This is a genomic window from Pseudoalteromonas sp. SS15 (genome assembly GCF_049257195.1).
In the GTDB taxonomy this organism is placed as follows: Bacteria; Pseudomonadota; Gammaproteobacteria; order Enterobacterales; family Alteromonadaceae; genus Pseudoalteromonas.
Map to the genome: position 1 here is coordinate 395035 of NZ_JBMMUD010000002.1, position 18159 is coordinate 413193.

Below are 18159 nucleotides of genomic sequence, written 5' to 3' on the forward strand. Positions count from 1 at the left end.
CTGACTCATTTATGGTACTTACTGCAACGTAAATACCTGAGAAAACGAGGGCTAAACCTGCATATTTCAGGATCTGCAATTGAAAAAATCTAATTCAGACGTCTAGGCGTAAAAAAACTAGGCAAGTTAATTTGTTTTAGATAGAATACGCCCCTTATTTTTTCGCGCTATCCCCGATGTTCGTGAAGCGCAATATTTGTGAGCATAGATACAATGGCAAAACACTTATTTACTTCTGAGTCTGTTTCTGAAGGTCATCCGGATAAAATCGCTGATCAGATCTCTGACGCGGTACTAGATGCAATCATTACGCAAGATAAACACGCACGTGTTGCTTGTGAAACTATGGTTAAAACAGGCGTTGCGATCATCTCTGGTGAAATTTCAACAGATGCTTGGGTAGACCTAGAGTCAATCACGCGTAAAGTAATCACAGATATCGGTTACACGTCTTCTGATGTAGGTTTTGACGGCGACACATGTGGCATCATGAACCTTATCGGTCAACAATCACCTGAAATTGCACAAGGTGTAGACCGCTCTAAGCCTGAAGAGCAAGGTGCGGGTGACCAAGGTCTAATGTTTGGTTATGCAACTAACGAAACACCAACGCTTATGCCTGCGCCTCTTTACTACTCACACTTGTTAGTAGAGCGTCAAGCTGAAGCACGTAAATCAGGTATCCTACCTTGGTTACGTCCAGATGCTAAGTCTCAGGTAACTTTCGTATATGAAGACGGCAAGCCTGTTGCTATCGATGCTGTTGTACTTTCAACTCAACACAACCCAGACATCGAACAAGATGCACTAGTAGATGCTGTTATGGAAAACATCATCAAGCACACGCTACCTGCAGAGTTATTAACTGAAGATACTAAATACTTCATCAACCCAACTGGTCGTTTCGTGATCGGTGGCCCAGTAGGTGACTGTGGTCTAACAGGCCGTAAAATCATTGTTGACACATACGGTGGTATGGCACGTCACGGTGGTGGTGCTTTCTCTGGCAAAGATCCATCAAAGGTTGACCGCAGTGCAGCATACGCTGGTCGTTATGTTGCTAAGAACATTGTTGCGGCAGGCCTTGCTGATAAGTGTGAAATCCAAGTTTCTTACGCTATCGGTGTAGCTGAGCCGACATCAATCACAATTGATACATTCGGCACTGGTAAAGTATCAGAAGAGCAGCTAGTTGAGCTAGTTCGTGAACACTTCGACCTACGCCCTTACGGCATTACTAAGATGCTAGACCTACTTCACCCAATGTACCAAATGACTGCTGCGTACGGTCACTTCGGTCGTGAGCCGTTTGAAATGACGGTTGGTGATGACACTTTCACAGCATTTAGCTGGGAAAAAACAGACAAAGCAGACGCACTAAGAGCTGCTGCTGGCCTATAATTAAGCCATCTGTTAAAAAGGCGCTTACCTGAAAAGGAGCGCCTTTTTTAATACCTCTAGTTAATGAATGGGGTCAATGTATAAAATACTCTTCTACGTCTTCTTTTAAATCAACATAATCATCATCACTTAGCTCAAGTGCAACCATCACCAAATCTTTAAATGCATACCAATCACCACAGGGTCTAAAATGTTTTGCTTCAAAGGCTAAATTCTCTGCCAGTTTCATGGTTGCAAAAGTCGCTTTTAGTGTTTGATCAGCCTCTTCTTTTAAATAGGTTTCATCATGATGGCGTAAAATCATCTGACAAATAGGCTTAGGTAAATGCCAAGAAGACGCCAAGTAATAACCGACAATGGTATGATTTACGGGATATATCTGCTCTTCATAATAAAGCAGACTTTGCTCACCTCTCTGATAGGCTCGAGTCATCAAGTCATTATAGTTATCAAAGCGCATAGCCATTGCGGGTATCCCTGAGTCATGGAATAAACCCAATAATTGAAGGTTTTCTAATGGAACAGTGGTTTTAATTTGTTTACCTATCGCCATTGCTAATTGCGACATATCGGTGGCATTGTCCCAAAACCGCTGTAACGAAATACAACAGTCTTCTTGTTTAAAAGCATTTTTAAGCAAGTGACCTGTCACTAATTGTGTGATGCAATTTACACCTAAAAACATCACGGCCTGGCGAATATCTGTAATGGTTCGAGACATACCATATGCAGGAGAGTTAATGACTTTTAAAACCGCAGCCGCGGTGCCCACATCTTCACTGATGATTTCTGCAATATTTCCAAGCTCAGGCTCATCACTGTTCAATTCATTTTGTAAGTTTTGTAGTACTTCAGGCTTTGAAGGCAAACTAAAACCAGATTTCAGATCTGCCAACACCTTGTCATCAATGTCGATCATAGGCCGGATACTTTTTCACTTTTGGTTAGCTGAGTGTAGTAGAGGAAAAGTGATTACTCAAAAGTCGAACAAGAAGAAGTGATAAAGTTATTGTCAGCCTGATACTCTTTTTTATAAATTTGCTGAGCCATATTTTGAAAGGTCTTCTTTACCCCTTTAAGTGCGGTTTTATTGCTCAACCAAGTGGGGATTTTACCTTGAGGATCGGCATAAATTTGATGAGTTATGAGCAAGGTGTTTGAAGTTTCTTCAAGTAACCAACTGCCCTCTATGGGAGCAACAAAGATATATTTCTTAAATTGCTCAAGTGACAAAAATTCAGCTCTTTTTGATTCATCGATAGATTTGATTAATAACCTAGATGTGGCCTCCGAAACAAGCCGATGACATGAATGAGTGAGCATCACTCTATCTTTTACAGGCCAAGGCGCATTTAGAACAGTAACAACGATATTTTCACCTTTAATGTGCCAAGGCAGGGATTTGACACTTCTGACGTTACTGAGCCACTCAGGTGCACTTTGTGTATCATTTAAAAGGTTTAAGAAGGCTTGACGATTTACGTTATCAAAATTGGCTTGCGCTTTAATTGAAATTAAGCCTGATGCCTGTTTTTGATAACTAATAAATAGATTGTCTTTACTATACCAACTTTGCCAATTGGCATAGACTTGTGAGAAAGGTAATACGAGCAAGCTCCATAAAAGATATTTACAGAGCTTTTTCATGATTAACGCCAATATGGCATGCTATTGAGCGAGGCTCTGCGGCTTTGCTCCATCGCCTGAACTAGAAAGTCTGCTTTTTTAGAAAGCCATAACTCTATTTCTTCAAGCTCCGGCAGGTTTTGCTGCTCACATAGGGTTTTTAAATAAGCCAGCGTTTCTAACTCATAGATCCCATAAGCAATATCGATCCAAGGCGTTCGGAATGATTGTCTTGTGTCTTTGTCGTATAAAGAGCCTAGGCAATTACCACTCAGCAAAGCGCAATCTAGCAAAGAACGAAGCGCAAGGTAATCTTGCGTACATAAATCTTTGCCCTCAGGTAAATCAGATTGTAACTTTTGCCAGTCTTTCTCAAAAGCTGCAGTCGCCACCTCTTTGATAGGTAACTCAGCCGCTGATACCGCATGCTGACTCCATTCTTGACGCCAGCCTTTGTCAACCAACCAACGCGTTAACGTTAATAATAGTTTGTTATAGCGTGGACTGTGGAATAAGTCTTCTATATCAGTGATGCTAGGCTGCTCTGCTTTTAAAGCATCAATAAGTGTTGCTAATTCAACAGCATTATTAATTTTCTTATAATAAGCATGACGCTTTGACGTGTATGTTTTCAAATGGATCGCATCTTCAACCCAATCTAACTCACTTAATAACCAATTCATTTCACTAAGTAAGCGCTCAGTCGCATTGCCTTCAACAATAGGCTCGAATAACTTAAACGCATGTTTAATCAGGTTAATCCCATCAATAACACGTTTAAGCGTCTTTAAACTTGGTTTATTAAAATAGCACTGCTCATGCTTTTGCACGAACTCGATACCATAGTTCACACACTGTACAAGTGCATGCTCTTGAGTTGCGTGACGATTTAACTTCACAACACCAATATATTTATTTGGTTTTAATGGCTTATCATCAGCAAGGCGATAACCTCTTGCTGCTTTTGAATATAAGCCTAAACGCAAACCTCCTAAGCTAATTAGGTGCTCAGCAAGTAAAAATAGATCGCTACGCTGACCTTCAACGAGCTCAATCTCTAATTCAGAAATGGCTTCCACCTGACCTTGTGCGACAATTTCACCTTTATCAAGCACCACTTCAATTTTTGAGCCTTGCTCAGTTTCAATCAACCAAGTTCGGCGAATAAAATTAGTACTGAAAATTGGAAATAGATTGTCACTAATAGCTGTGATCTGCATGCCATGTGGCCAAATATCTTGCTTAAATGCCAAAATATTTGGACGCGGCGTATCAATAGGTAAATTGTATTCAGGACGCTGATGAAGACCACCAACGACTTGCCCTGCCAATTTAATGGTTTGCTCACATTGCTCATCACAACAACGTGTTCTTAGACCGATATCTAATGCTCTTAACTCACGATTCGGAGTATCAAAGTAGGCGTTTTTTAGATTCTTGGCGGGTTTATTTTTCACAGTTTTTGCAAACTGCATGATGAGTCCTGGAATTAGAGGAACCTCATTGTCTGAAAGTAAAAACTTCAGTTCTATTTCAGTGTCCATTAGGGCAAGTGATTACCTATATAATTGTAGAACGGTAAAAATATACAAAGCAGCGGTTATTTGCAATCTTTTTGCAGCAAGTTCAAGGAAGTTTAGCGCTTCACTTGATATTACTCCTTGAAATTCATACTATCTCAAGAAACAACTCTCTATAAGGGTCACGGATGTTAAAACGTATATTAGTGCCAACAATTTTCGCACTTTTCTCACACTATTCTCTCGCTGAAGATATTCAAACAACAGAAAATAGTAACAGCAGCGAAAATACGGCCTATATCTCAGATAGCTTATTCGTTTATGTACATTCTGGACCAGGAAAAAACTATCGTATTGTTGGCTCTGTAGATGCTGGTAGCCAAGTGGCCATTATGGCGGGTAATGAAAATGGTTTTCAGCAAATCACCGATGATAAAGGTCGTGAAGTGTGGGTTGAAACCCAGTTTGTCTCAAGCCAACCAGGACTTGCGCACCAACTAGATGAACTAGGTCAGCAATTACAACAAACACAGCAAGCACTCAATGATGCACAAACAGACTTACCTCGCTTGCAACAACTTAATCAAGATTTACAAGCTGAAAATGAAAATTTACAGCAGACAATTCAGCGCTTAGAAAAATCAATAACGGATGAAAAACAAAAAACGCTCTCTTTTGAACAAGCAGAGCAACATTTAATGCTTACCTACGGCGGTGGTGTTGGTGTGGGTGGTTTATTAATAGGTGTTGTACTTACGCTATTTTTATCGCGCAGAAAGCGTTACGACGGTTGGGCTTAGTACAACTTAATAATTTTCAAAAAAAAACCGCATTTCTCAATGCGGTTTTTTATTTTCCTCTGCAAGATTATTTAGTAAATAACTCGCTGATATTACTTAAATCTGATTTACCTTCTGCAATTTCATCTGGCGTTAAACCTGACAACTCATGCGGGAAAACTAACCACTCATCTGATTCATGAATGAAATAATCAGGCTTCATTGGTACTTTGGTATTCTTTGGCTTGTAGTAAGGGCACGCAGTACGAATGTCTTTAGGCAAGTTTAATCGCATTAGCTCAGAAAGCTTTTCTTTTAATGCGAAAATACTACGACCTGAATCAAATACATCGTCCACAATTAATAGTGAGTCATCTGCATTGGCGTTTTCGATGATGTAATGAAGACCGTGTACTTTGATTTCTTTTGATTGTTTGCCGATACCATAGTAAGAAGATGTACGTACAGCAATGTGATCTGTCTCTATGCCTTTGTAATCATAATACTCTTGAACAGCGATACCGATAGGTGCTCCACCTCGCCAAATACCAATGATGAAGTCAGGACGGAAACCATCATCATAAACTTGCGCGGCTAAACGAAAAGAATCCTCAAGCAACTGCTGTGCTGTGATATAGCACTTATCTGACATACAAACCCCGTGAAATATTTATAAAAAGAAAAGGTATCCAGCACATATAAACAACCGGATATAACCTTGTATTCTAGCGCATCTAAATCAAAAATGCGCAAACTACCCAATTAAGGAACACCTTTACATTTTTAAGTAAAAGTCACGACAAAGTGCAGTAAAGTCTTCGCTGTATTGCCCATTTTCATGAATACATAACAAACTATTCTCTGGCTCAATCAGACCACTATTTGTAGCATACGCAAACTCCAGCAATAAACGGCTTATCGTTTTGCGCTCTGTCGTTTTCACCTCGCATTTACGCACAAGATGCAAATCTTGTTGTTGCGCTAGCGCAATAAACTCTAATCCTTCTTTGTAAGGTAGCACCACTGCTAAGCGACTTTTAGAATGAGATAACCGCTTAAACTCATTCAGTAACGCACTGAAGCTCAATGAATCTGTATGGCGCGCTAAATTTCGAGATGCAGAAGGGCCTTTTAAACTGTCGTTAAAATAGGGTGGATTACTGATCACTAAATCGAATTTAGTTTCAGTTTGAAAATCTTGAATGGCAGATTGGTGTAAAATTATTTCGCCCTGCCATGGGCTGTTTTGAATATTCAAACTTGCATCTTGAAACGCGCCAGATTCAATTTCAACGGCTGTCACAGCTAAACATTCAGCACGTTGCTTGCACATCAAAGACAACAGCCCCGTGCCTGCACCAATATCTAAAAGACTGCTTACTCCTGACAAATTCACCCAAGCACCAAGCAAAATTCCATCGGTTGAGACCTTCATTGCGGTGTTCTCTTGCTCAATACAAAACTGCTTAAACGCAAAGCCTGCCATAATCTCGCTTTTCCAAATTCACTATCACGCGTATAATTGAGCACATTGTCCTTTATTTATGATGCACTATGCAATTTTCTGAATTTGATCTAGACGGTAAAGTCCTCTCAGCTATTGATAAAATGGGATTCAAAACCGCCACCAGCATTCAACAACTTTCTATTCCTGAAGGTCTGATGGGTCGAGATATTCTTGCCTCAGCACCGACAGGCACGGGTAAAACAGCTGCGTTTTTAATTCCTGCAATCCAATACTTGTTAGACTTCCCACGTCGCGATCCAGGCTTTGCGCGTGTATTAATTATGACGCCTACCCGTGAGCTTGCGTACCAAGTACATGAACAATGTCAGTTACTCGCGGCAAATACCCACCTTAAAATAGGTGTGGTAACCGGTGGTATTAACTACGGCAGTCACAAAGAAATTTTCGAAAAGAACAACGATATTTTAATCGCGACGCCGGGTCGTTTGATGGAATATCTTGAAACTGAAAACTTCCACGCAGAAAACGTAGAGCTACTTATTCTAGATGAAGCCGACCGCATGCTAGACATGGGTTTCAAAAAAGAAATGCTACGTATTTGTGATGAAGCTAAAAATCGTCGTCAGTGTTTCTTGTTCTCTGCCACCCTTGAAGGCGACAGCGTTGAGTTATTCGCAGATCGCATTCTTAATGATCCAGCCTTACTTGAAGCTGAGCCATCACGCAAAGAAAAAGGAAAAATTCATCAATGGGTGCACTTAGCTGATGACTATAATCACAAGCTAAAGCTACTTGTTGAGTTACTTAAGAACGAAGAAGAAGTACAAAAAGCGATTGTCTTCGTTAAAACCCGTGAACGACTAGAAAAGTTAGTTGGCGAGCTTTACTCTCACGATATTAAAACTACTTGGCTACGTGGTGAGATGCCGCAAGACAAGCGTATGACAGCCATGGCCAACTTCCAAGCGGGCCGTACACGCATTCTAGTTGCGACTGACGTTGCCGCGCGTGGTATTGATGTTCAAGACATTACCCATGTATTCAACTTCGATATGCCGCGTACAGCAGACATTTATGTACACCGTATAGGCCGTACAGGTCGCGCAGGTAAAAAAGGCACGGCAATCTCTTTAGTTGAAGCCCATGACATGGCGATTTTAGGCAAGGTTCAGCGCTACACTGAACAACAACTAAAGTCTCGTGTTATTAAAGGGTTAGAACCGAAGAATAAACCAGCGAAATTACCTAAGAAGAAAAAAGATCCGGCTAAAATCAAAGCTAAGAAAAAGGCAAAAGCCAAAGTTAAAAAGAAAAAGTAACTATCAAGCTTAGTTGAAGTTAAAAGGGTCTTTCAGACCCTTTTTCATTTTATGTCTCTAAAGCTACTTTTAACCTAGGCTTTAATCGCCAGATAATACCCGCGGCCAAAAGCATCACAGGGATAGTCAGCATATTTAATATCTGCCAGCCTATTTCAGCCTCAAGCCAGCCTGCGCCCAATGAAGAAACCGTCACCATACTAAAAACGAGGAATTCATTACTGGCTTGTGACTTAGCCCGCTCATGGGGCAAATAGCTCTCGCTGACCATTTGAGTAGCGGCAATAAACATAAAGTTCCAACCAACCCCTAACAAACACAAGGCGACTAAAAAGTGCCAGTGACTCAGGCCCATTAAATTCACCAAACAACATAGCAATACAATGACGACACCTGCTTGCATGATGTTACTTTGACCAAAGCGATTAATCAGCTTACCAGTAAAAAATGAGGGTACAAACATTCCCAAAACATGCCATTCAATCACAAGCGCTGACTCAGCAAGATCATAACCATGACGATGCATCGCCAAAGGTGTGGCGGTCATCAACAAGTTCATTGTGGTGTAGCTGATCATCGCAATCAATACGGCAAGCAAAAACTTAGGCTGCGTCATAATCTCAGATAAAGGCCGTTGTGGTTTATCTGAACTTGCTTGGCTGAGTTCATTAAACTTCACAAGCTGTAATAAACACAAAGCCAAAATATAAAGCCCCATCAAGGCAACAAAAGCATTGGCATAATTAATTTCAGGGTAATGATTATTCACCCACACCGCTAAATTTGGGCCTAACACCGCCGCCACCACACCGCTGGCCATCACCGCTGAAATCGCAGTGGCTGGGTTATCACTCGCTTCAATGGCAGCAAAACGATATAGAGTTGCGAAGCCAATACCGACCCCGATTAAGAAAGTGGCTAACGCAAATAGCCAAAACTGACTATTCAATAATGAATAAAACCCTAAAACTGTACCGCTGATACCGATTAGGTTTCCCAAACTAAAGCCTTTTTTACGGCCTATTTTCGCCATCAGTAATGAGGCAGGAACCGTTGTCAGTAATAACCCCAGCATTTGTGTTGCGACCGGTAAAGTTGTGAGTGCACTCGATGGGCTTAATGCTTGACCCACCAGCGCAGAAATCGTCACTAATAAGATATTACCTGTGGTCATTAAGCCCTGACAGATAGCCAAGAAAAGGACGTTTCTATTCATTATTACTCTACATTATGAAAAAGGTGAGTCTGTAAAAAAGGATTACAGTGCAAGCAGCCTAAAACTCGCACTGTTCAGTACATTATGAGTTGCTCGCTAGTTTTGTTCAGCGCGTAAGAAAACTGGCTCATTTTCTTTTTGAGAGGCTTCTGCACTGAAATAGTAACCCGCCACATCAAATGCTTTTAACGCTTCAAGTGATGTCACTTGGTTTTCCATAATGTACCGTGCCATCATGCCGCGGGCCTTCTTCGCATAAAAGCTGATCACCTTGTATTGACCATTTTTGCAGTCTTTAAAGACTGGGGTGATGATGTCTGCTTTAAGCGCTTTTTTATTAACAGCTTTAAAATACTCGTTTGAAGCAAGGTTCACTAATTGTGTCGCACCTTCTGCGGCTAACGCTTCATTCAGTTTTTCGGCGATCACTGTGCCCCAAAACTCATAGAGATTCTTACCTCGGGTATTTTCAAGCTTAGTGCCCATTTCTAAACGGTAAGCTTGCATCAGATCTAGTGGCTTTAGTACGCCATATAAACCTGAAAGAATGCGTAAATGAGATTGCGCGTAGTTTAACGTACTTTCATCTAATGATGCTGCGTCTAACCCAGTGTACACATCGCCGTTGAATGCCAGCACCGCCTGTTTCGCATTATCAGGTGTAAAAGGCTGTGCCCACTCGCTAAAGCGTGCAGCATTTAAGCCCGAAAGCTTGTCACTAATTTTCATCAAGCTGCCAATTTGTTGCGGTGATAATTCACGACACACGGTCATTAACTCTTCTGAGTGTTCTAGTAACTCAGGCTGCGTGAAAGTGTTGATATGCGCTGGCGTATCGTAATCTAAGTTTTTCGCTGGAGAGATCACTGTGATCATGGCTTACCTATTGACTTAAAAATTAATTAGTGTCAATTTCAACACTATCCCTTTGTTACTGCAAGTGAAGATTGTGAAGTAGCAAGTAAAGCGGGATATGTGCTCTTCTTCTTCCTTTGATTATTTTTTAATTCTCAACTTGTGAGTGTCAAATAAGGACAATTGACCTATTCATGCCATTCACGCTATTGCAACATAGGAGAAGTAGAGTTTGCCCATAAGCTGTAAGAGGAATGAGGAAACATAATGACATCAGCACTAGATAGGCTAAAACAGCATTCATCAATCGTTGCCGACACGGGCGACATTGAAGCCATTCGTAAACATCAACCAGAAGATGCAACCACTAACCCTTCACTGCTTTTAAAAGCAGCTGAAATGCCAGCCTATCAAGCCTATTTAACGCAAGCTTGGGATTACGCAAAAGCGAACGAGTCTGACGCAGACAAACAAGTCGAATTAGCGTGTGATTACTTTGCCGTATTAATTGGTAAAGAGATTGCCAATATTGTCCCAGGTTACATTTCAACTGAAGTTGATGCGCGTTTATCTTTTGATACCGAAGCGACAATTGCAAAAGCTAAAACCTTACTTGCACTGTATAAAGAGCAAGGTATCAGCCAAGACAAAATCTTAATTAAGATTGCATCAACTTGGGAAGGTATCAAAGCAGCTGAACAGTTAGAGAAAGAAGGTATTAAGTGTAACCTAACGCTATTATTTAGCAGTGCACAAGCCCGAGCATGTGCTGATGCCAATGTTTTCCTTATCTCACCATTTGTGGGTCGTATTCTTGACTGGCACGTTGCTAACGGCTTAGAAAAACCAACTGATCCACTACAAGACCCTGGTGTGCAATCTGTTCGCAGCATCTACTCGTTCTACAAGCAGCACGGTTATAACACTGTGGTAATGGGTGCAAGCTTCAGAAATACTGGTGAAATCATTGCTTTAACGGGTTGTGACAAGCTAACCATTAGCCCTGCACTGCTTGAAGAGCTTGGTGAGCTGACTGACGCACAAGAGTACTTACTTGAAAACGACTATGAAGTACAAGCTAAGCCTGCGCCATTAACCGAAGCGCAATTCCGCTGGCAGCATAATCAAGATGCGATGGCCACTGAAAAGCTTGCTGAAGGTATTCGTGCTTTTGCTGAAGCGCAAGAAACGCTAGAAGCGCGTTTTAAAGCGCTATAATTAATAAACATATTCAATATAAACGCCGCATTATGCGGCGTTTTTTTATGCCTGAAGCGAGGGCGTGCTGACCTTTGTTGTATGCTTTTGCAGCTGTGAGTTGGATATTTAGGCCAGGCAGAGGCTGCGTAGCATAGTTATTCTATGTAAGTTAGCCGATAACGACGAATAAATGTTCAACTCACGCTGCTCGAAGAGTTCAACCAAAGGCTTCCACTACTTTGTCATTCGCCACTTACATAACCCATTATGCTTCGTAGCTCATTTCGCGTATTGAAAGCCTTTGATTTGAACAAAATTCATACCTCAAAGATAAGCACGCCCTATGTTCCCCCGCGTTTCATCTTCATCAAACTGTTACCTTACTGTAACAAAAGCAACACATAGTTGTTTTATTTTTAAGCGAGTTATGATATACCGAAGTTGCTCGGAACGTATATCAAATATACAGAGCTGACGTAAAACCGTCATTTGAGGTCAATAATCAATGGGAGAACATCATGGATAGCCTAGACGATATCATTGCAGTATTAGAAAGTCCTGAAACAACAAAACGCACCTCTTCAAAAAAACAAAAACGAAAATGGCGCGAAATTGAAGCCTTTAAAGACAAACAACGTCTTCGTAAAGAGCTACAAGATCTCGATTATTTTGCAGACAACTTAGATCTAGAAGAACTAGATTTAATTTAAAAAAATGGCTCCTTCGGGAGCCATTTTTCGTTATTAAAGAGCATTTATACTTGCCAGTTGATAGGCGTTTTACCCAAACTAGTCAGTAACTCATTAGTCTTTGAAAAGTGCTTACAGCCAAAGAATCCTCTGTGCGCTGACAGGGGAGATGGATGCGGCGCATGCAAAACATGATGACGCGTTTTATCAATGTTCTTACCCTTCTTCTGGGCGTGAGCCCCCCATAATAAAAACACCACACCTTCGCTATGTTGGTTAATTTCGTCAATCACCTTATCGGTGAACTTTTCCCAACCTAGATGTTTGTGAGAATGTGCTTGTCCTTGTTCAACCGTCAATACGGTATTAAGTAATAACACACCTTGCTCTGCCCATGGCATTAAATAACCATGATCAGGGATACTAAACCCTTCTATGTCCTGCACTAGCTCTTTATACATATTTGCCAATGATGGAGGTGGCTTAATACCTGGTAACACAGAAAAGCATAAGCCATGAGCTTGATCTGGCCCGTGATAAGGGTCTTGCCCTAAAATGACCACTTTGATCTGCTCAAATGGCGTGGCATCGAATGCTGAAAATACCTGTTGCTCGGGAGGAAATATCGTCACGCCTTCAGTGCGCTTTTGAGCGACATATTCTAGTGTATCTTTAAGGTAGGTTTGCTGGCTTTGTTCAGCGATAAAGTCTGACCAAGTCTTCATTATGATTGCTCTTGATAGTAACGGCGAGATTGTGACAGTTTACCACATAAGTCAGCAACCCCATCGAGCGCTCGCACACTAAAACGGTGTAATAGATCGGCATTGACTCTAATAAACTGCTGATGTTCGACAGCTGGGATCTGAGGCCAGTTTTGCCAATTAGTATGCTGCACGTCTTTCTTTGTTTTCTCTTCAGGTAATACGATTATTTGTGGTTTAAACTTAAGCACATTTTCGATACTAATTTGCGGGTAATCAGCTCGACTGTGAGCAAACACATTATTCACTTGGCAAATTGATAATACCTGATGGATCATGGTGTTTTTATTCACACTCATCATAGGCTCAGGCCAAAGTTGATAGAATACATCCAGCGACTTTGCGTCTTGATATTGGCTTTGTAACTTAGCTAAACGCGCATCAAACTCCTTAGCCACTCTCTTGGCCTGTGCTTGATGACCTGTTAGCTCACCAAACTCTGTCAGTTGCTCTGATACTTTAGTGAGGTCATTGGTTTCGCTATAAACCACTTTAATACCTAGCTGCTCGAGCTTTTCAAGATCGGCTTTTTTATTACCTGTTTGCCATGCGATCACCAAATCTGGTTTTAAAGCTAATAACTTCTCAAGTTGAATACCGTGATAACCACCAATTCTTGGGATATCAAGGGCTTGCTCTGGATAATCTGCATATTCAACAGTGCCGACAATTTTATCGCCCGCACCTATGGCAAATAAGTTTTCAACGATGTGTGGCGCTAAAGCCACAATGCGTTGTGCCTTATGTTGAGTATCTGGTTGAGACGCATTTTGTGATTGATTTGCTGCTACATATTGACTTGTGAGCAGCAAAAAGATGATGAATAAAGTCCTTTTTAGCCACATCAGTAATCGAATCCTTTCAGTGCTTTAACGCCTGATTCAAAAGCATGCTTCACGTTTCGCACTTCACTCACTGTGTCAGCAAGCTCGGTTAAACGACGGTGTGCACCTCGACCTGTCACGATCACAGACTGCATTTTTGGACGATTTTCGATGGCGCTGATCACTTCATCTAAATCTAAATAATCATAGCTCACCATGTAGGTCAACTCGTCTAGTAACACTAAATCTATGCTTTCGTCTGCTAACCACTTTTTAGCTTGCTGCCATGTCTCAATCGCTGCTGCTGTGTCTGTTTCACGGTTTTGTGTTTCCCAGGTAAAGCCGGTTTTCATTACTGCAAAAGGTACACCTACTTTCTCAAGTAAGTTACGCTCACCGCAGTCCCACATACCTTTAATAAACTGAGCTACCGCAGCATTTTGACCGTGACCGACACAACGCGTCACAACCCCAAAACCAGACGTCGATTTCCCCTTGCCATTACCTGTGATGACCTGAAAAATGCCCTTTTCGATATTGGCAGCGGCAACCTTTTCATCAACCTTCTCTTTGACTTTTTGTTGCCTCTGTTGATGTCTATCTTGTTCGCTCATAATTCACACCCTATAAATTGATTAATGCTTTAATTTTGTTCATATCTAAATGCGCTTCACATTCATCAGCCAGCCACTCTAGCTGTTTTTCACGATGCTCATCTAGACTAAAATTCGTTTCTGTTAGCTTGCCATTACTCGCCCAGTTTAAAATGGCTTCAGCCGCTTTCGGCTCATCGAACAAACCATGTAAGTAAGTACCAACAACTTGATTATCCTCAGATATAAAACCATCTTGCAAGAAGCCCTGTGGATGGTCAGTAAAATACATAAATGGCTTTTCAAGGGCGGGACCGCGACTTTGTCCGCAGTGAATTTCATAGCCTTTAATGTCCACGCTTTGCTGGTTGATAACGCACTTACCCTGCACTTGAGTCAGGGTTTTGGTTTGCGTAAGCTGAGTTTCAAACTCAGCTAACCCCAACCCTGCAATTTCAGATTGTGAACTTTCTATGGCATCGGGGTCACAAATTCGTTGACCCAACATTTGTAAACCGCCGCACACGCCAAGTACCTTACCGCCATAACGTAAGTGATGCTGTATTTCGGTTTGCCATGTTTGCGTCTGTAAGAAAGCCAAGTCGTTGATGACGTTTTTACTGCCCGGGATAATAATCAGATCAGTTTGTCCGATTTGCTCGGTATGTTTTACATAACGCAAATCGATTTGAGGGTTTAACCGCAGGCTATCAAAGTCAGTGTGGTTACTAATGTGTGGCAGTAACAACACACTGACCGTGAGTTGTTTGTCAGTCACGACGTTATCCATTGCGACGGCATCTTCAGCGTCGATGTTTAAGCCATGCATGTAGGGCAACACACCTAACACAGGTTTTCCCGTTTTTTCTTCGAGCCAATCAAGACCCGATTGCAACAAAGCAATATCGCCACGAAAACGGTTGATCACAAAGCCTCGCACTAATGACTGCTCATATTCACTGAGTAACATTAAAGTACCGACAAGGTGTGCGAACACTCCGCCTTTATCAATGTCAGCAATGATGATCACAGGGCAATCTACTTCACAAGCAAACCCCATGTTAGCGATATCGTTCTCTCGCAGATTAATTTCCGCAGGACTTCCCGCGCCTTCCACCATAATGGCATCAAAATCAGACGCTAATCTTTGATGCGATTCGAGCACAGCCTGCATCGCAACTTTTTTATAGTCATGGTATTTTGCCGCTTCCATATTGCTTATGGCGCGGCCATGAATAATAACTTGCGCACCGGTATCACTATTGGGCTTGAGTAAAATAGGATTAAAATCAGTACTTAAAGGCTGTTTCGCAGCGATGGCTTGTAGCGCTTGAGCACGGCCTATTTCGCCGCCACAAGGCGTCACCGCACTATTGAGTGCCATATTCTGAGGTTTAAACGGCGCAACCTTAACCCCTTGCCTAGCAAGCACGCGGCATAACCCCGCAACCAAGGTACTTTTACCCGCATCAGATGTGGTGCCCTGCACCATTAATGTTTTTATCTTCGTCACTTATTTAATCCTTAACGGGCAGCCAGCCATGATAAAGTCAACACGCTGCGCAACTTTAGCGATATCTTGATTTAACCAGCCAGACTGGTCGACAAACACTCGGCTTAACTCGCCGAGGGGCACTATGCCATGACCTACTTCATTGCTGACTAGCAAAACAGATGCTCGTGTATGTTGTAATGCCTCGAGCAAACGCTGCTTTTGTACTTGTAATTCAGACTCTGATTTTTCACATAACCCATGTGTGAGCCATAAGGTTAAACAGTCGATTAATACGCAGGTGTCGCCACCAAATTTTTGTAATGTGTCGGCTAGGTGCCATGGCTCTTCAATCACTTGCCAGCGTTTATCTCTTGTGTCGCGATGATGTGATACGCGCTGAGCCATTTCAGTATCTTTAACTTCTGCCGTGGCGATATATACAAGTTTGCTGACTTTGCCTGAAGTATATAAATCCAACGCCGTTTGTTCGGCGAAACTACTTTTGCCAGAACGCGCGCCACCTAAAATGAGATGAATGTTATTTTGAGTCATAGCTAATCACTTGCCTTCATTACACCCAGAGCGCCACTAAAGTTAAATAAATCATGATTTCACAGCATTGTTGTGCAGCGCCTAAGCAATCTCCTGTATACCCACCGAGTTGCTGCTTAAACCAGCTTATACACAATTGACGAGTGACAAATAAGGCGACGACTAAAATAACCACGTCAATGAATGACAATGGTGTAAAAAGCCAAAGCAGAAATAAAGTACACAATGAGGTTAAAGCGAGGTGATCTTTTGCGTTAGAAGAGAGCGACATGGCGACTGGCTTTACTTTTGATTGGGCATCTTCTTGCACATAAGCAAGCTTACCAATGATGCTCGTCGCCACTGCACGACCTAGAGTATGGCCTAAAACCAGTGCACACAATACTTGTGTAAAGCTAGTACTAAGTAGGCTCAGTAGTTGAAACTTTAATAACAGTAATAAAATAAGTGCGCTGGCACCATATGTACCTAGGCGACTGTCTTTCATAATCGACAATTTTTGCGAGACAGTCCAACCGCCACCAAAACCGTCCCAAACATCGGCAAAACCATCTTCATGAAATGCGCCAGTAATTAAAATACCCAGAGCAAGGGTGAGGATCACAGCAACGCTTGGCGGAAAAATCCAAGACGCAACGCCATATACAACAGCCAAGGCAAAACCCAACAACAAACCAACTAAGGCAAAATAGCCACTGGCTTCACTGAGTGCATTGTCTTCAATCTCTTGTTTAAAATGCACAGGCACGCGAGTTAAAAAGCTCACCGCCAATAAAAAGTGTTGCTTATTCATGTTAAACAACTTTCGTGACATTTGCGTCATCAAAACTATTCATGTCGTTATAAAACGCCAGAGCACTTTGTAGCAAAGGTAAGCTCAATGCCGCCCCTGTCCCTTCGCCCAGTCTAAGACCTAGATTCAATAACGGCTTAGCATTAATTGAATTTAACATTTGCAGGTGTGCTTGCTCAGAAGAGCAATGGGCAAACACCATATAGCTTTGACAGTTTGGCTCAATACGAATAGCCAGTAATGCCGCGGCCGTTGCAATAAAGCCATCGACAACAATAACCTGCTGTAACTCAGCAACAGCCAACATGGCGCCGACCATTTGACAGATCTCAAACCCACCCAAACAACGTAAGATTGCATGCGGGTCGTTAAGTTTATCTCGATGTAAGTTAAGCGCGGTATTAATCAACTCAACTTTTTTATCTACCACTTCGTTTGATACACCCGTGCCAAGCCCAACCGTGTATTCAGCAGAGAGCCCACTCAACGCACTAAAAATAGCCGATGCTACACTGGTATTGCCAATGCCCATCTCACCAAATGCAAAAGTATTACAGCCTTGTTGATATTGTTTATAAACAAGCTTCTTAGCAAACTCAAAACCTTGCGCTTCTTGAGCTTGGGTTAGCGCTTCACATTCATCAAATGAACGCGTGACTGATCCCAAACGCTGTGACATAACACCTAAGGCCTGATCGGGTTCACCTAGAATACCGCAATCTACTATCTCGAGTTGCCACCCTAATTGTTTGCTGAAAACATTAATTGCTGCGCCTCCTGACGCGAAATTCGCTACCATTTGGCCTGTTACTTCACTAGGCGCGATAGAGACACCTTTAGCAGCAATACCGTGATCGCCTGCAAAGACTGTTAGAGTCGGTTTGCTGATTTGTGGCCTAAATACTAAAAGCTGCTCAGGCTCGATACCTTGAGAGAAAATAGTCACCAGCTGTTTAGCCAATGTCTCTAGCTCACCTAACGCACCCAAAGGCTTAGTTTTCAGGTCTATTTTTTTTTCGATAAATTCGCGAGAACGCGTATCAAGTGCTTTAACTGAGAACATAC

At 41.9% G+C, this 18159-nt stretch carries 19 protein-coding genes; 5 read left to right on the top strand and 14 right to left on the bottom strand.

What is annotated here, in order from left to right; genetic code table 11:
• Positions 1-213 precede the first annotated feature (213 nt).
• Positions 214-1401: a methionine adenosyltransferase gene (metK, locus tag AAEU28_RS06065; RefSeq protein ID WP_421963341.1), complete on the top strand. Its 1188-nt coding sequence runs from the start codon at positions 214-216 to the stop codon at positions 1399-1401.
• Positions 1402-1474: 73 nt separating this feature from the next.
• Here metK and AAEU28_RS06070 read toward each other — a convergent pair whose 3' ends face one another.
• The 3 genes from AAEU28_RS06070 to AAEU28_RS06080 are packed head-to-tail and all read right to left on the bottom strand — an operon-like array spanning position 1475 to position 4571.
• Positions 1475-2320: an HDOD domain-containing protein gene (locus tag AAEU28_RS06070; protein ID WP_421963342.1), complete on the bottom strand. Its 846-nt coding sequence runs from the start codon at positions 2318-2320 to the stop codon at positions 1475-1477.
• A 53-nt stretch (positions 2321-2373) separates the two neighbouring features.
• Positions 2374-3048 carry a hypothetical protein gene (locus tag AAEU28_RS06075; RefSeq protein ID WP_421963343.1) on the bottom strand — a complete coding sequence of 225 codons (675 nt, stop codon included), beginning with the start codon at positions 3046-3048 and terminating at the stop codon, positions 2374-2376.
• A 2-nt stretch (positions 3049-3050) separates the two neighbouring features.
• Positions 3051-4571, bottom strand: a complete 1521-nt coding sequence (locus tag AAEU28_RS06080) for a CYTH domain-containing protein (RefSeq protein ID WP_421963344.1) — start codon at positions 4569-4571, stop codon at positions 3051-3053.
• A gap of 164 nt (positions 4572-4735) precedes the next feature.
• Here AAEU28_RS06080 and AAEU28_RS06085 point away from each other — a divergent pair, with 164 nt between their 5' ends.
• Positions 4736-5347, top strand: a complete 612-nt coding sequence (locus tag AAEU28_RS06085) for a TIGR04211 family SH3 domain-containing protein (protein ID WP_421963345.1) — start codon at positions 4736-4738, stop codon at positions 5345-5347.
• A gap of 67 nt (positions 5348-5414) precedes the next feature.
• Here AAEU28_RS06085 and AAEU28_RS06090 read toward each other — a convergent pair whose 3' ends face one another.
• Both AAEU28_RS06090 and AAEU28_RS06095 read right to left on the bottom strand, forming a co-directional pair.
• Positions 5415-5978 carry a phosphoribosyltransferase gene (locus AAEU28_RS06090; RefSeq protein WP_058030867.1) on the bottom strand — a complete coding sequence of 188 codons (564 nt, stop codon included), beginning with the start codon at positions 5976-5978 and terminating at the stop codon, positions 5415-5417.
• A gap of 123 nt (positions 5979-6101) precedes the next feature.
• Entirely contained in the window at positions 6102-6812 is a 711-nt protein-coding gene (locus AAEU28_RS06095) for a tRNA1(Val) (adenine(37)-N6)-methyltransferase (protein ID WP_421963346.1), read from the bottom strand.
• Between the two features lie 68 nt (positions 6813-6880).
• Between AAEU28_RS06095 and srmB the strand changes: the two genes are divergently transcribed.
• A complete protein-coding gene (gene srmB / locus AAEU28_RS06100; protein WP_058030869.1) occupies positions 6881-8113 on the top strand; it encodes an ATP-dependent RNA helicase SrmB in 1233 nt (410 codons plus the stop codon).
• 49 nt (positions 8114-8162) lie between these two features.
• Here srmB and AAEU28_RS06105 read toward each other — a convergent pair whose 3' ends face one another.
• Together AAEU28_RS06105 and yaaA are read right to left on the bottom strand one after the other, a co-directional pair.
• The gene (locus AAEU28_RS06105; RefSeq protein ID WP_421963347.1) at positions 8163-9329 is read right to left on the bottom strand and encodes an MFS transporter; all 1167 of its coding nucleotides are present in this window, start codon (positions 9327-9329) and stop codon (positions 8163-8165) included.
• Positions 9330-9425: 96 nt separating this feature from the next.
• Positions 9426-10205 (bottom strand): peroxide stress protein YaaA, encoded by a 780-nt coding sequence (gene yaaA, locus AAEU28_RS06110; protein ID WP_421963348.1) that lies wholly within the window; start codon positions 10203-10205, stop codon positions 9426-9428.
• 246 nt (positions 10206-10451) lie between these two features.
• On the opposite strand from yaaA, the gene tal reads away from it, so the two are divergent.
• Positions 10452-11402: a transaldolase gene (gene tal / locus AAEU28_RS06115; RefSeq protein WP_421963349.1), complete on the top strand. Its 951-nt coding sequence runs from the start codon at positions 10452-10454 to the stop codon at positions 11400-11402.
• Positions 11403-11902: 500 nt separating this feature from the next.
• Complete coding sequence (locus tag AAEU28_RS06120; RefSeq protein ID WP_058030874.1) at positions 11903-12094, top strand: DUF3545 family protein; 192 nt, start codon at positions 11903-11905, stop codon at positions 12092-12094.
• A 44-nt stretch (positions 12095-12138) separates the two neighbouring features.
• Here the strand turns inward: AAEU28_RS06120 and ung are convergent, their stop codons facing one another.
• Genes ung through cobT form a run of 7 tightly spaced genes read right to left on the bottom strand, consistent with a single transcriptional unit; the run spans position 12139 to position 18157 of the window.
• On the bottom strand, positions 12139-12798 hold the full coding sequence (gene ung / locus AAEU28_RS06125; protein ID WP_421963350.1) for a uracil-DNA glycosylase: 660 nt from the start codon (positions 12796-12798) through the stop codon (positions 12139-12141).
• The gene (locus AAEU28_RS06130; protein ID WP_421963351.1) at positions 12798-13682 is read right to left on the bottom strand and encodes a cobalamin-binding protein; all 885 of its coding nucleotides are present in this window, start codon (positions 13680-13682) and stop codon (positions 12798-12800) included. Before AAEU28_RS06130 ends, ung begins: the two co-directional genes overlap by 1 nt.
• On the bottom strand, positions 13682-14275 hold the full coding sequence (gene cobO / locus AAEU28_RS06135; RefSeq protein ID WP_421963352.1) for a cob(I)yrinic acid a,c-diamide adenosyltransferase: 594 nt from the start codon (positions 14273-14275) through the stop codon (positions 13682-13684). The genes AAEU28_RS06130 and cobO overlap by 1 nt, the downstream gene beginning before the upstream one ends.
• Positions 14276-14285: 10 nt before the next feature.
• Positions 14286-15758, bottom strand: a complete 1473-nt coding sequence (locus AAEU28_RS06140) for a cobyric acid synthase (protein ID WP_421963487.1) — start codon at positions 15756-15758, stop codon at positions 14286-14288.
• Between the two features lie 9 nt (positions 15759-15767).
• Positions 15768-16301 carry a bifunctional adenosylcobinamide kinase/adenosylcobinamide-phosphate guanylyltransferase gene (gene cobU / locus AAEU28_RS06145; protein WP_421963353.1) on the bottom strand — a complete coding sequence of 178 codons (534 nt, stop codon included), beginning with the start codon at positions 16299-16301 and terminating at the stop codon, positions 15768-15770.
• Between the two features lie 19 nt (positions 16302-16320).
• Positions 16321-17094, bottom strand: coding sequence for an adenosylcobinamide-GDP ribazoletransferase (locus AAEU28_RS06150; RefSeq protein ID WP_421963354.1), 774 nt, complete (start codon positions 17092-17094; stop codon positions 16321-16323).
• Between the two features lies 1 nt (position 17095).
• Positions 17096-18157, bottom strand: coding sequence for a nicotinate-nucleotide--dimethylbenzimidazole phosphoribosyltransferase (gene cobT / locus AAEU28_RS06155; RefSeq protein ID WP_421963355.1), 1062 nt, complete (start codon positions 18155-18157; stop codon positions 17096-17098).
• Positions 18158-18159 lie beyond the last annotated feature (2 nt).